Source organism: Niallia sp. CD-39, assembly GCF_059874745.1.
This window is the reverse complement of sequence record NZ_JCBCPS010000006.1, coordinates 153,386-165,316: the sequence shown is the minus strand read 5'-3', so window position 1 is coordinate 165,316 and position 11,931 is coordinate 153,386. Positions and strand designations below refer to the sequence as shown.

14 protein-coding genes and 10 tRNA genes are annotated in these 11,931 nt (G+C 39.0%); 1 reads left to right on the top strand and 23 read right to left on the bottom strand.

The window, feature by feature from the left end; translation table 11 throughout:
• Positions 1 to 157: 157 nt before the first annotated feature.
• From AC6F34_RS14235 to AC6F34_RS14185, 11 genes are all read right to left on the bottom strand, one after another.
• A tRNA-Gly gene (locus AC6F34_RS14235) sits at positions 158 to 231 on the bottom strand.
• 37 nt (positions 232 to 268) lie between these two features.
• A tRNA-Pro gene (locus AC6F34_RS14230) sits at positions 269 to 345 on the bottom strand.
• A 7-nt stretch (positions 346 to 352) separates the two neighbouring features.
• Positions 353 to 429 (bottom strand) — tRNA-Arg (locus tag AC6F34_RS14225).
• A gap of 60 nt (positions 430 to 489) precedes the next feature.
• Positions 490 to 576, bottom strand: a tRNA-Leu gene (locus AC6F34_RS14220).
• 59 nt (positions 577 to 635) lie between these two features.
• Positions 636 to 720 (bottom strand) — tRNA-Leu (locus tag AC6F34_RS14215).
• Positions 721 to 747: 27 nt separating this feature from the next.
• Positions 748 to 820, bottom strand: a tRNA-Lys gene (locus AC6F34_RS14210).
• A 7-nt stretch (positions 821 to 827) separates the two neighbouring features.
• Positions 828 to 902 (bottom strand) — tRNA-Gln (locus tag AC6F34_RS14205).
• Between the two features lie 80 nt (positions 903 to 982).
• Positions 983 to 1,054: transfer RNA gene (locus tag AC6F34_RS14200), tRNA-Glu, on the bottom strand.
• A gap of 12 nt (positions 1,055 to 1,066) precedes the next feature.
• Positions 1,067 to 1,157: transfer RNA gene (locus AC6F34_RS14195), tRNA-Ser, on the bottom strand.
• Positions 1,158 to 1,161: 4 nt separating this feature from the next.
• Positions 1,162 to 1,236 (bottom strand) — tRNA-Asn (locus AC6F34_RS14190).
• Positions 1,237 to 1,516: 280 nt separating this feature from the next.
• A complete protein-coding gene (locus tag AC6F34_RS14185; protein WP_500773254.1) occupies positions 1,517 to 1,981 on the bottom strand; it encodes a SprT family protein in 465 nt (154 codons plus the stop codon).
• A 91-nt stretch (positions 1,982 to 2,072) separates the two neighbouring features.
• On the opposite strand from AC6F34_RS14185, the gene cmpA reads away from it, so the two are divergent.
• Positions 2,073 to 2,186: a cortex morphogenetic protein CmpA gene (gene cmpA / locus AC6F34_RS14180; RefSeq protein ID WP_500773252.1), complete on the top strand. Its 114-nt coding sequence runs from the start codon at positions 2,073 to 2,075 to the stop codon at positions 2,184 to 2,186.
• 60 nt (positions 2,187 to 2,246) lie between these two features.
• On the opposite strand, the gene AC6F34_RS14175 is transcribed toward cmpA, so the two are convergent.
• The 12 genes from AC6F34_RS14175 to alr all read right to left on the bottom strand — a co-directional run bounded on the left by AC6F34_RS14175 (position 2,247) and on the right by alr (position 11,718).
• Positions 2,247 to 4,463, bottom strand: a complete 2,217-nt coding sequence (locus AC6F34_RS14175) for a Tex family protein (RefSeq protein ID WP_500773250.1) — start codon at positions 4,461 to 4,463, stop codon at positions 2,247 to 2,249.
• Between the two features lie 37 nt (positions 4,464 to 4,500).
• Positions 4,501 to 5,097, bottom strand: coding sequence for a PP2C family serine/threonine-protein phosphatase (locus tag AC6F34_RS14170; RefSeq protein ID WP_500773248.1), 597 nt, complete (start codon positions 5,095 to 5,097; stop codon positions 4,501 to 4,503).
• Positions 5,094 to 5,888 (bottom strand): RNA polymerase sigma factor SigB, encoded by a 795-nt coding sequence (gene sigB, locus AC6F34_RS14165; RefSeq protein WP_500773246.1) that lies wholly within the window; start codon positions 5,886 to 5,888, stop codon positions 5,094 to 5,096. Before sigB ends, AC6F34_RS14170 begins: the two co-directional genes overlap by 4 nt.
• The gene (gene rsbW / locus AC6F34_RS14160; RefSeq protein WP_500773245.1) at positions 5,866 to 6,339 is read right to left on the bottom strand and encodes an anti-sigma B factor RsbW; all 474 of its coding nucleotides are present in this window, start codon (positions 6,337 to 6,339) and stop codon (positions 5,866 to 5,868) included. Before rsbW ends, sigB begins: the two co-directional genes overlap by 23 nt.
• A complete protein-coding gene (locus AC6F34_RS14155) occupies positions 6,339 to 6,668 on the bottom strand; it encodes an anti-sigma factor antagonist (protein WP_500773243.1) in 330 nt (109 codons plus the stop codon). The genes rsbW and AC6F34_RS14155 overlap by 1 nt, the downstream gene beginning before the upstream one ends.
• Before the next feature lie 57 nt (positions 6,669 to 6,725).
• Positions 6,726 to 7,736, bottom strand: coding sequence for a PP2C family protein-serine/threonine phosphatase (locus AC6F34_RS14150; protein WP_500773241.1), 1,011 nt, complete (start codon positions 7,734 to 7,736; stop codon positions 6,726 to 6,728).
• Positions 7,737 to 7,749: 13 nt separating this feature from the next.
• Positions 7,750 to 8,151 carry an anti-sigma regulatory factor gene (locus tag AC6F34_RS14145; protein ID WP_500773239.1) on the bottom strand — a complete coding sequence of 134 codons (402 nt, stop codon included), beginning with the start codon at positions 8,149 to 8,151 and terminating at the stop codon, positions 7,750 to 7,752.
• Positions 8,152 to 8,155: 4 nt separating this feature from the next.
• On the bottom strand, positions 8,156 to 8,521 hold the full coding sequence (locus AC6F34_RS14140) for an STAS domain-containing protein (RefSeq protein ID WP_500773237.1): 366 nt from the start codon (positions 8,519 to 8,521) through the stop codon (positions 8,156 to 8,158).
• Positions 8,521 to 9,351, bottom strand: coding sequence for an RsbT co-antagonist protein RsbRA (gene rsbRA / locus AC6F34_RS14135; protein ID WP_500773235.1), 831 nt, complete (start codon positions 9,349 to 9,351; stop codon positions 8,521 to 8,523). The genes AC6F34_RS14140 and rsbRA overlap by 1 nt, the downstream gene beginning before the upstream one ends.
• Before the next feature lie 375 nt (positions 9,352 to 9,726).
• Positions 9,727 to 10,077: a type II toxin-antitoxin system endoribonuclease NdoA gene (ndoA, locus tag AC6F34_RS14130; protein WP_019156408.1), complete on the bottom strand. Its 351-nt coding sequence runs from the start codon at positions 10,075 to 10,077 to the stop codon at positions 9,727 to 9,729.
• A gap of 4 nt (positions 10,078 to 10,081) precedes the next feature.
• Positions 10,082 to 10,363 (bottom strand): CopG family ribbon-helix-helix protein, encoded by a 282-nt coding sequence (locus tag AC6F34_RS14125; RefSeq protein ID WP_500773232.1) that lies wholly within the window; start codon positions 10,361 to 10,363, stop codon positions 10,082 to 10,084.
• A 188-nt stretch (positions 10,364 to 10,551) separates the two neighbouring features.
• On the bottom strand, positions 10,552 to 11,718 hold the full coding sequence (alr, locus tag AC6F34_RS14120; protein ID WP_500773230.1) for an alanine racemase: 1,167 nt from the start codon (positions 11,716 to 11,718) through the stop codon (positions 10,552 to 10,554).
• Positions 11,719 to 11,931: the final 213 nt, after the last annotated feature.

Below are 11,931 nucleotides of genomic sequence, written 5' to 3'. Positions count from 1 at the left end.
CACGCCGCCAGCGTTCGTCCTGAGCCAGGATCAAACTCTCCAATAAAGTGTTTGATTAGCTCGTTTTTGCACCTATGGTGCTTGTTTAACTGATTACTCAGTTTAGATTAACGTTGACGTTTTTTGTTCGTTCAGTTTTCAAAGAGCAATGTTTTTTTGGAGCGGGTGAAGGGAATCGAACCCTCATCATCAGCTTGGAAGGCTGAGGTTTTACCACTAAACTACACCCGCATATATTATATTAAGTAATAAAATTTAGAGTCTCGCATGGTCGGGAAGACAGGATTCGAACCTGCGACCCCTTGGTCCCAAACCAAGTGCTCTACCAAGCTGAGCTACTCCCCGTTTTATATGGCGCGCCCGAAAGGAGTCGAACCCATAACCTTCTGATCCGTAGTCAGACGCTCTATCCAATTGAGCTACGGGCGCATTTATCAAAAGCAACTTTCATATCTTAACATTTCTATTTTTGATTGTCAACACTTTTTTTGGTGCGGCCGAGAGGACTTGAACCTCCACGGGGTTAACCCCCACTAGGCCCTCAACCTAGCGCGTCTGCCATTCCGCCACGACCGCTTATTTTTAGCGACGAACTTTATAATAGCACACCCAACACATAAACGCAACAACTTTTTTGGTGCGGGTGAAGGGAGTCGAACCCCCACGCCTTGCGGCGCCAGATCCTAAGTCTGGTGCGTCTGCCAATTCCGCCACACCCGCACAAAAATAAAAAAATCACTTTTCAAGTGAGCCATGAAGGACTCGAACCTTCGACCCTCTGATTAAAAGTCAGATGCTCTACCAACTGAGCTAATGGCTCATAGAAATGGCTGGGCTAGAAGGATTCGAACCTTCGCATGACGGAATCAAAATCCGTTGCCTTACCGCTTGGCTATAGCCCAAAATGTATATAACTTCTACAGAAAACAAAAGAGTCGATTTTCATCGTCTCTATTTTCACTAAAACTATAAAAGTGAAAAATGACCCGTACGGGATTCGAACCCGTGTTACCGCCGTGAAAGGGCGGTGTCTTAACCGCTTGACCAACGGGCCAAAATAAAAAAATGGCGGAGAAGGAGGGATTTGAACCCTCGCGCCGCTTACACGACCTACACCCTTAGCAGGGGCGCCTCTTCAGCCACTTGAGTACTTCCCCATATTGGCTCCGCAGGTAGGATTCGAACCTACGACCGTTCGGTTAACAGCCGAATGCTCTACCACTGAGCTACTGCGGAATAATTAATGTCGTTTTTGTAATCCCCATTAAAAGACAGCCGAATGTCCGCATCTCAGAATGTTCATTCAAGTTGCAGCTCGATGCGTACAACTCGAAGTTGTTTCACCGATGCTCTGCTCGTTGCTCTACCACTGAGCTACTGCGGAATAATTTAGAGCTTACATTCAATAACAGCCGAATGGATAAACATCATCTTTTCGACTCTTTAAATTATAATAACCGTACTATTAAAAGTCAAGCTTGTTTTTCTAATATATTTTTGATTTATTATCCTGCAATTATACTATAATTTTTTCTATGAATTTCAACTTTCCTTTACATAATCCGCACACATATCGTTCAGTATTGACTTTTCTTTTTCGTGCATACGTTTTAAGACAATTTTGGCATTGATACACTAATCTCGATTCTCTTTTTTTAACTTGGTCAGGAAGTGTAGAACAATATCTTGGGGCACCGACTCTTCTTAATAACTCTTTGAAGTCGCGATCACTATGCTTATAACCTTTTCCATCTAAATGAAGGTGATAATGACAAAGTTCATGTTTGATAATCCCGATCATTTCTTCCATGCCCATCTGTTGATAATACTTTGGGTTGATTTCAATTCGGTGATCAGAAAGCATGTACCTTCCACCAGTCGTGCGTAAGCGTTTGTTAAACATTGCCTTATGACGAAATGTTTTTCGAAAATCCACAAGTGATATCCGTTCTACTAATCTTTGCAATTCGTTTTGCTCCAAAACACTTCCTCCTAAAAATGTAGTGAACATGACAACCTATTGTAGCATACATTACTTATACACTTATGAAGATTTACGGAGGTGGCCAATCATGCCTACCTGGCTAAAAAATCAAATTCAGCGAGCGTTTTTAGAAAAAAACCGTTCTCAAATCATTTTACTAAACCAATGTTGGTATTTTTACACGAAGAAGAACTGCTCTTGATCGAATATTTTCAAAAATCGAGAGAGAGCCGTAAAAGTCACTTACGACTCTCTATCTAATTTATTGAGGTTTTTTCATCGTTAAGGAGACTCGCCCTTTCTTAGCATCAACTTGGTCCACCCATACCGTCACGATATCACCAACTGAGACGACATCTAATGGATGCTTCACAAATCGATTGCTGATTTTCGAAATGTGCACAAGCCCATCCTGCTTAACCCCGATATCCACGAAGGCACCAAAGTCTACAACATTGCGCACTGTCCCTTGTAGCTCCATCCCATCACTTAAATCTTCTAATTGTAATACATCTTGCTTTAAAAGCGGTTGCGGAAGCTCATCACGCGGATCTCTTCCGGGTTTCATTAACGCATCAAGTATATCGTTTAAAGTCAGCTCACCAATTGATAGTTGCTCAGCAAGTGTTTTACGATCAAGCGATGACAACTTCTCTCGCAATTGCTCAGAACCTAAATCCCTTGTAACAAACCCTATCTCCGCAAGCAATTGCTTTACCTCTGAATACGACTCAGGATGAATAGCCGTTTGATCCAACGGTTCCTTCCCATCTAGGATTCGTAAAAATCCGATTGCTTGCTCATATGTTTTTGACCCCAAGCGAGGAATTTTCTTTAATTGCGTACGACTTGTAAACTTGCCTTCTTCTTCCCTCTTTTTAACTATATTGTTGGCGACCGTTTTAGATAGACCTGAAACATACTGTAATAGTGAAGAAGATGCTGTATTTACATTCACACCAACATGGTTAACGGCTGTTTCAACAACAAAGGTTAATGATTCAGATAACCTCTTTTGCGAAACATCATGCTGATATTGACCTACTCCAACCGATTTAGGATCAATCTTCACAAGTTCAGCGAGCGGGTCTTGAATTCTTCTTCCAATGGATACTGCACTTCTTTCTTCTACTTGTAATTTAGGAAACTCCTCACGAGCAAGGTCAGAAGCAGAATATACACTTGCTCCCGCTTCATTCACGATGATATAGAAGACAGTTTGTTCAACCTCTTTGATCGTCTCTACTATAAATTGTTCCGTTTCACGCGAAGCTGTACCATTCCCAATCGCAATCATATCTACACGATATTGCTCTATCATCTTTATTACTTTGCTTTTCGCTTCATTCTTTTTAGAAACAGGTGGATGTGGATAAATTACATCGATCGCTAAGACCTTTCCAGTTTCATCGATGACAGCCAACTTACAGCCCGTTCGGAATGCTGGATCAACCGCTAAGACAATCCGATCCTTAAGTGGCGGCTGCAATAAGAGTTTGCGCAGGTTTTCCGAGAAAATCGTAATCGCTTGCTCCTCCGCCTTTTCAGTTAGCTCGTTTCGAATTTCACGCTCAATCGAAGGTTGGATAAATCGCTTATACGCTTCTGTAATTGATTCTTCAACAATTGCAGTAGACGGTGAAGCTTCCTTTTTAATCCACTTATTCTTTAAGTACTGAATCATCCGCTCATCATGAGGTTTAATCTGTACACGAAGAATATCTTCCTTCTCCCCTCGATTCAAAGCAAGTGTACGGTGAGGTACAACTTTTGATATCGGCTCTTCATATGTATAGTACATTTCAAATACATTTTTTTCGTCAAGCTCTTCTTTTTTAACAGTAGAAACAATTTTTCCTTCTTTAAAGGTTTGTGTACGAATCCATTTACGAGATTCCGCATCATCAGAAACCCATTCAGCAATGATTTCTTTTGTTTCATTTAAAACGTCTTCAACTGTTAATAGTCCGTGTTCTTCTGATATGTATTCTTTCGCCTTTTCCTCTGGAACTTCGCTCATATCGAAATCTATTATCCATTTTGCCAAAGGCTCTAACCCTTTTTCCTTTGCAATCGTCGCCTTTGTTCGACGTTTCTGCTTATAAGGTCGATATAAATCCTCCACCTCTTGCAGTTTTGAGGCCTTCTTAATCTCTAACATTAATTCATTTGTTAATTTTCCTTGCTCTTCAATTAAGCGCACGACTTCAGATTTACGTTGCTCTAAGTTCTCAATATATTGCCAACGTTCCATTACATGACGAATTTGCAATTCATCTAGTGCACCTGTTAATTCCTTTCGATAGCGTGCAATAAATGGAAGCGTGTTGCCTTCCTCTAATAATTGAATTGTATGTTGGACCTGCTTTGGTTTTAAGCCTTGTTCTTTCGCAATGAGTTGAATTAGCTGATCTCTCTCCAAATCCTTACCTCCAAATGCTGTTTCCTTTATTTTAACAAAAGCTTCGATAAGTTTCATATCCAACATCCATCCATATAAAAAAGAAGCCTACATTTCACAGTAAGCTCCCTACAATAAATGTCGCATCATCATTTGCTGTGGAATTCTGCTGTTTTATTTTTTCAAAAATGCTTTCTACCGACAATGTCGAATAAAGCAATGATTTGACTTCCTTTATAAGAAATCCATCGGTGTGGATGATAAACTTTGAACCTTCTTCATATTGAAAACGATGTGTATTATAGACCGTTTTCGCACCTGACAAATACCCTGTCACCGGCAAGGGGTATGTCAACTTACCCATTTTTGAATAAAGAAAAAAGCGGATGTTGCCAACGCAGCTATATTCGAATAGTGGCTCTTTATAGCAAACTTTGAAGATGGCAACCGCGGCCCCCCTTTTATGTAGTAATTGCTCGTTACATAATCGCATCATATCGGAAACACTTTTGTCATGGTGTTCTTTCACAATTTCTACTGCGGCGGAAGATGACTCCCTGGCGATTTCCCCACTTCCAAGACCATCGGCCAGCACACAAACAAAATAGTCTTTCGTCGTAGTAAAAAAGAAGTCATCTCCACACAATCGTTTTCCTTGCTTTACGACCTGATGTGAAAGCACATGTATTTTTTGATCTTTTAATTCATTCATAATGACATCTCTGATTTTGATCGCTCTGCATTAATTTCATCTTGAAGTTTTTTGATTGCTTTTCTTTGTAATCTTGACACATGCATTTGCGAAATTCCCAATCGATCACCAGCTTCTTTTTGACTAAGATTATCTAAATACGTAAACTGAATAATTTGCTTTTCTCGATCGGTTAATACATATAAAACTTTCTCAAGAACAAGCATTTGATTAACTTTTTCATATCCATTATCAACATTACCAACGACATCTAATAATGTAACCGTTCCACCATCAGAATCCGCCTCGATCGAATGATCTACTGATAATGCTTGATAACTTTTCCCCATTTCCATTGCCTCTAATACCTCTTCCTCTGTTACACCAATAGCATCTGCGATTTCGTGTACTTTTGGAGAACGTTGCAAGACAGTCGTTAACTCTTCAGCTGTTGATTTTATTTTTGGTCCTAATTCCTTTATGCGACGGGGCACATGGACACTCCATGTTTTATCACGTAAAAACCTTTTGATCTCACCAATAATTGTCGGAATAGCAAACGCCTCAAAGGATTTGCCATACGAATCATCATATCTTCGAATCGCTCCTAATAAACCAATCACACCAACCTGTACGATGTCCTCATGCAATGATTGCCCTTTTGAATACTTTCGTGCAATAGATTCAACGAGGTTATGATAATTCATAACGAGGATATTTTGAGCTTCTTCATCTTGATGCTCTTGATACGCTTTTATAAGCGCATTTATTTCCTCTTTCGATTTCTGGTTAGGTTGAGATCTTTTCTGCATCCATCTCCACCTGCTCTCCTTCAAGGTACTTCGTCATAAAGACCGTGACACCCTCTTTTTGATGAATCCTCACCTCATCCATCAAAGTTTCAATCAAGTAAAGTCCTAGTCCCCCTTCACGCATGAATTCCACATTTTCGTTCTCTTTATATGGACCGATGCCTTGTCTTGCCTGAATAAAATCAAAGCTCTTGCCGTTATCGACAACAATGACCTCTAAACGATTTTGATATAGCCCGAAACCAACTAATATTTCGCCACCATCAGCCGACTTATAAGCATGTTGAACGGCATTCGTACAAGCTTCACTCGTTGCAATCTTAATGTCTTCAATTTCATCATAAGTAAAACCTAGTCTGCTTGCTATTCCTGATAGGGTTAAACGAATGATACCTACGTATTCTGCTTTGGCAGGAATCTTCATTTCAATATAATCTAATGATTCGTTCATTATATTCCACCTTCAATCTTACTATTGATCTCAATAATATCAGCCAAACCAGTAATCTTAAACAACTTAGTTAATCGCTCAGATAGCCCAATTAACTTGAATTCTCCATCGTGACTGCGAACATTTTTGAACACACCAACAAACACACCAAGTCCAGTACTATCCATATAGGAAACTTCTGATAGATCCACAAGCATTTTTACTTTTTCCTTGTCTGAGAGAGGAAAAAGACTTTCCCTTAACTTTGGAGCCGTATACGCATCAATTTCTCCAGAAACTTTAATCTCGACTAGCGAATCATTTTCTTTTACATCTATTGTCATATTCATAATTAACCCTTCCTTCAGATAAAATCCATTACTATAAAGTACCCACTTGCTATAACCTTAAACCACTCTTTTTAAAATAATCAATGTAAAATCATCGCGCAGTTGAAAATGTTGAAGTTTTTCTAACTCTTTGTATACGTGATCAACAATTTCCTGTGAAGACATATGAGCATGTTGCTTAATCATATTAAGCAAGAATTCTTTCTCTATAAAACCTTCTTCTGTTCTACACTCCGTAACACCGTCAGACATTAAAATAATCATCCCACCAACATCTACTTTCTTTTCAAAATGGCGATAACGAGCATTTCGATCTACACCTAATAAAATTCCTTTAGATGGTAGCTCTTTAATATCATTTGTGTATGGGTCGAAATATAATCCAGGCTCATGTCCCGCAGAAGCATATATAAATTTATGCTTATCTGTATGATAAATACCGTACAGCATCGATATGAACATTGTAATATCTACGTTTTGTTCTACGACCCGATTTAAATTCTCCAGCACACTATGGGGGTCATTCCTGTTTTCAGGAAGACTATCCATCGCATACTTTATCATCGTCATACAAAGCGCAGCCGGTAAGCCTTTCCCTATAACATCAGCAATTGCTATACTTATTTTATAATCATCATCTTTTACAAAATGATGGTAATCCCCATTCATATGTTTCGCAGGAACACTAATAGCGCCAATGTCTAAACTTGGCACCCGTGGAATTTCCGTTCCTAATAATGTTTCTTGAACATTCGCTGCAATCTCCATCTCTGTTCGGAGCTCTTTTTGCACATCCTTTAATTTTTGATGCTCTCTGTAAGCAAAACCATAGCCAACCATCACTTCCAATAAAATATCAAAGGAATGCGCCAACTCTGTTTTCATTTGTGGACATAATTCTAATAGAACTTGCTTGTGTATACTTATGATTTCATCTGGAGATACCTGTTCCTCAATGACCGTCCTGCTAAACTTTTGCGATGAGTATAGAGATTGCTCAGATTGTTCCTTCATATATTCAAGTAAAATATCTTTGTATGTTTCTTTTAAATCCTCGCGGTTCCCCATTTTGCAAATCCCCCTAACGGAGCCATTTGATTGCTAGAATCGAAGTTCCTTTCTCTGAGGAAGAATCAATAGAAAACTCATCCATTAACCTTCTGACACCAGGAAGGCCAGCTCCCAATCCTCCTGAAGTTGAATATCCATCTTCCATTACTTGTCTTAAATCAGTTATACCTGGCCCTTGATCAATCGCTTTTATACATAAACCCGATTTCCCTTGATCGTACTTTTTCTCAATCGCAATTTGACCTTGACCAGCATATAAGTATATATTTCTTGCCAATTCACTAATGGACGTCGTAATTCTTGCTTGATCCACATTGCCAAAACCAAGCTCTTTTGCTACATTACGTCCTAGCTGACGAGCAGCAACGATGTCCCATTCATTAATAATCTTTACGCAGGATTGGCTCTCCATATGGTTACTCCCCCAACTCCTGTTGTAATTTCTCTAACCCTTTTTCCAAATCTAATGCTGTTTGGACATCGTCAAGACGTATTCCTAATTCAATTAATGTAATAGCCACCCCAGGTTGAATTCCCGTCATAACCACCTTCGCCCCCATCAGGCTTGACATATTAATGACATCTCCTAATACTTTTGCGATAAAAGAGTCAATAAAATCAATTGCTGTTATATCAATGACTACACCTTTTGCATTTGTTTCATGAATTTTATTTAATAAATCTTCTTGGAATTCAAGTGCCGTTTGGTCATCCAATTCCCATTGAATTGAAATCAGCAAACAATTCTTTAATTTTAAAATTGGTATCCTTGGTAACTTCATTATACTTCCCTCACGTACACAATTCTTTGATCGAGCATTTCCAACGCTGTTTCAATACCTTTTTTCAATGTGCTTTTTGTTGTAATTTGATTTAAGTCAATGCCAAGAGTCACAATAGTTTGGGCAATTTCTGGTCGAATTCCTACTAGCATACATTTCGCACCAATTAACCGAACCGCATCAGCAGCTTGAATAATATGATGCGCGACCATCGTATCAACGACAGGAACACCAGTAATATCAATTAAGACAACCTCTGAACGATGCTTGACTGCACCATGAAGCAAATTCTCCATGATTTGTTTCGCTCTTTCTGTATCAACTGTACCAACTAATGGCATCACCGTGATTCCATCAAAGATAGGAATGAGTGGTGCTGACAACTCTTGAAGAGCCATTTTCTGCATTGAAACCGTTCTCTCCCAAGTGGTTGAATACGTCTGCACAATTTTATGAGTAAATGGTGTGATCCATTCATCAAACATATAGAGAAAATCGACTTCATTGTCTTTATGAACCACCCCAGCCTCCTTCAACTCCAGCATCAATACTTTTCGGAATAAGTGAACAGCTTTAGTGGCAAAAGTTAATGACCACCCTAACCGCACTAACTTCTCAGTATAGTCCGTCAATTGAGTGAGGAATTCCTCCTTATCTTCCGTTAAACTCACGATGATTAGATCTAAAAACTCCCTACTAGTTGCTGTATATACTTGATCTGAGACAATATTTATGACACGCTCATCTGCTTGAACCTTCATTTCTTCTAGCCAATGCTTAAAAACTCTATCTTTGTTTTCTTGAATAAACGATACAATTTTACGTTCCATAGTATCCTCCTTATAGTAACACACTAATTTTCCATCACTTGCCAAGAGTGTAAAATGTAAAACAAACTATAAAAATGTTATCGAAATTACATGAAATTAATCGATATGTATCATGACTTTTTTATATACCCAAAAGCAAACATCATCAAACCTATTTTTCCTGTTGTCAAAAGACGAATAGACATATATAAAGAAAAAACCCGCCAAAAAGGCAGGTTTAAACATCAAGAAAAAGTTAATTCAATTCTTAAAAGTATTAGTACTAACTAAAAAAACATCAGAATGAGTTGAAAACTCGTGTCAGGATAAAGCGGATGTCAACCATTCTTAAACAAATAAAAAACGCCCTCCACAGATTGGACGTTTTCGCGTTTATTAAAATTCGATGAGTCCCAAGCTGATTTGCAGAGCTTCATCCACTTTTTCCATCATCTCATCATCGAGATGGGTAATCTTATCGGTTAGACGCTGTTTGTCGATTGTACGAATCTGTTCTAGGAGAATTACAGAATCTCTTTCAAAGCCGTAACGCTTCGCATCAATTTCAACGTGAGTAGGCAGCTTCGCTTTTTGAATTTGTGCTGTAATAGCTGCGATGATCACTGTGGGACTAAACCGATTCCCGATGTCGTTTTGGATGACTAGTACTGGACGTACACCACCTTGCTCGGAGCCAACAACTGGGGATAGGTCTGCAAAATAAACGTCACCACGTTTAACAATCAAGGCATTATCCTCCGCTAACTAGACGTTCAACCGTGTGTTCTGCCTCATATTCCGCTTGAAAACTTTCCGATGCAATCGTCAAATTAATTTTTGCCATCTCCATATATCCACGTCTCATGGATTCACGAATCTGTCTCTTTTTCCGTTCACGCAAATACATTTTCGTTGCCTGATAAATGAATTCACTACGATTCACGTTCTCTTGTTTCACAAAGCCATCTAATTCGGTTACTAGATGCTGTGGCAACTCAACTAATATTTCTGTCGTTGTACTGGACTCAGACACAGACATACACCTCCACCATCACTACACACCATTTTTTGTATCTACCCTTTTCAATATTACCATTATTCATCATGTATGCAAAGACCTATAATTGTGAATTCATCAGTATTATCGGCAAAAGTGTGAAAAAAATATGCATGATTTAAGAAAAAGTACCACTTTTTCTTAACTTTTCATGTCATGACTATTTATATAGTAGGAATTAATGCATTTGATACCGAGACGATTCGACCGTCTTTCCTATAAACCCGCGGTACTCTTGAAGAGATTTGGCAAGTGATCTCATAGTTAATACTTTCTAGCTTAGCAGCAATTTCATCAACAGGAATCTGCTCATTGCCTTGGTTACCAATTAGCGTGACATCCGTACCGACTTCATATTGCTTTGGCAATTTGATCATGCACTGATCCATACAGATTCTCCCGACAATCTTGGCCCTACTTCCATCAATTAATACCTCTTGTCCAGACAATTTACGTAACCATCCATCAGCATAACCGATAGGCAATGTTCCAATCCATTCGTCTTCTGTCGCTTCATACGTAGCGCCATAACTTATTTTTTCACCTTTTTTTAGCTGCTTGACATGCACAAGCTTTGTCCGTAAGCACATCGCTTCTTTTAATGAGAATGGAAGGAGATATTTTATATCCGTAGAGGGAGATAAACCATACATGGAAATGCCAAAGCGAACTGCATTAAACTGCACATCCATATACCTTAGAGCCGCTGCGCTATTGCTGCAATGAACGATCGATGGTGTATGTTCAATCCAACCTAGCATTGTTTTAAAGGTAGCGACTTGTTTTTTAAAATATGTTTCATCCAGCTCATCTGCTGTCGCAAAGTGTGTAAACACTCCTTGTATCTCAATGTTTGAATGCTTGTTAATGGAAGCTTGAATAGAATTCCACTCTTCCTTTTTCCTAACACCAATTCTCCCCATACCAGAATCAAATTTTATATGGAGCTTTAAATGATCTGCTGGTGAGAGAATCTCCCCTGCTTTTTCTATCCATAAATAATCGAACACAGTTAAAACGATGTTATGATCAACGGCTAAACGTGCATTTTCCGGTCGAGTCGCACCTAACACAAGAATTGGCGATGCAATTTGAGCATTCCTAAGTGAAATCGCCTCATCTAAAGTTGCTACAGCTAGAAGCGATGCACCTGCTTGAAGTGCAGTATTTGCAACTTCAACTGCTCCGTGTCCGTATCCATTCGCCTTAACGACCGCTATGAGTTGAACTCCGTCACGAAGATATTTCATCATATTCTCTACATTATATGTGATGTGGTCGAGATTTATCTCCGCCCACGTATCTCTATAAAACAAATCTTGCTGCCACATTCGCCCACTCCCTTTAACTCATTAAAGCTCTTTTCATTCCATTATCAATTAATAAAGAAAAATGTCAAATCTTTTATAAAGTTTTTTTCTAAGAAACGCGAAAATGAGCCAGCATCGTGTGGGCATTGTTGACATGACCCGCGGCCTGTGTAGCCCTCCATAAACCGATAGCTATGGTGCCTGGAATTAGACATTGAACAAGATCGTAAATTA

Bases quoted from the DNA above. Each gene is read 5' to 3' on its own strand.
- cmpA (WP_500773252.1), top strand. From the start codon at position 2,073: ATGCCTACCTGGCTAAAAAATCAAATTCAGCGAGCGTTTTTAGAAAAA.
- AC6F34_RS14175 (WP_500773250.1), bottom strand. From the start codon at position 4,463: ATGAAACTTATCGAAGCTTTTGTTAAAATAAAGGAAACAGCATTTGGA.
- AC6F34_RS14170 (WP_500773248.1), bottom strand. From the start codon at position 5,097: ATGAATGAATTAAAAGATCAAAAAATACATGTGCTTTCACATCAGGTC.
- sigB (WP_500773246.1), bottom strand. From the start codon at position 5,888: ATGCAGAAAAGATCTCAACCTAACCAGAAATCGAAAGAGGAAATAAAT.
- rsbW (WP_500773245.1), bottom strand. From the start codon at position 6,339: ATGAACGAATCATTAGATTATATTGAAATGAAGATTCCTGCCAAAGCA.
- AC6F34_RS14155 (WP_500773243.1), bottom strand. From the start codon at position 6,668: ATGAATATGACAATAGATGTAAAAGAAAATGATTCGCTAGTCGAGATT.
- AC6F34_RS14150 (WP_500773241.1), bottom strand. From the start codon at position 7,736: ATGGGGAACCGCGAGGATTTAAAAGAAACATACAAAGATATTTTACTT.
- AC6F34_RS14145 (WP_500773239.1), bottom strand. From the start codon at position 8,151: ATGGAGAGCCAATCCTGCGTAAAGATTATTAATGAATGGGACATCGTT.
- AC6F34_RS14140 (WP_500773237.1), bottom strand. From the start codon at position 8,521: ATGAAGTTACCAAGGATACCAATTTTAAAATTAAAGAATTGTTTGCTG.
- rsbRA (WP_500773235.1), bottom strand. From the start codon at position 9,351: ATGGAACGTAAAATTGTATCGTTTATTCAAGAAAACAAAGATAGAGTT.
- alr (WP_500773230.1), bottom strand. From the start codon at position 11,718: ATGTGGCAGCAAGATTTGTTTTATAGAGATACGTGGGCGGAGATAAAT.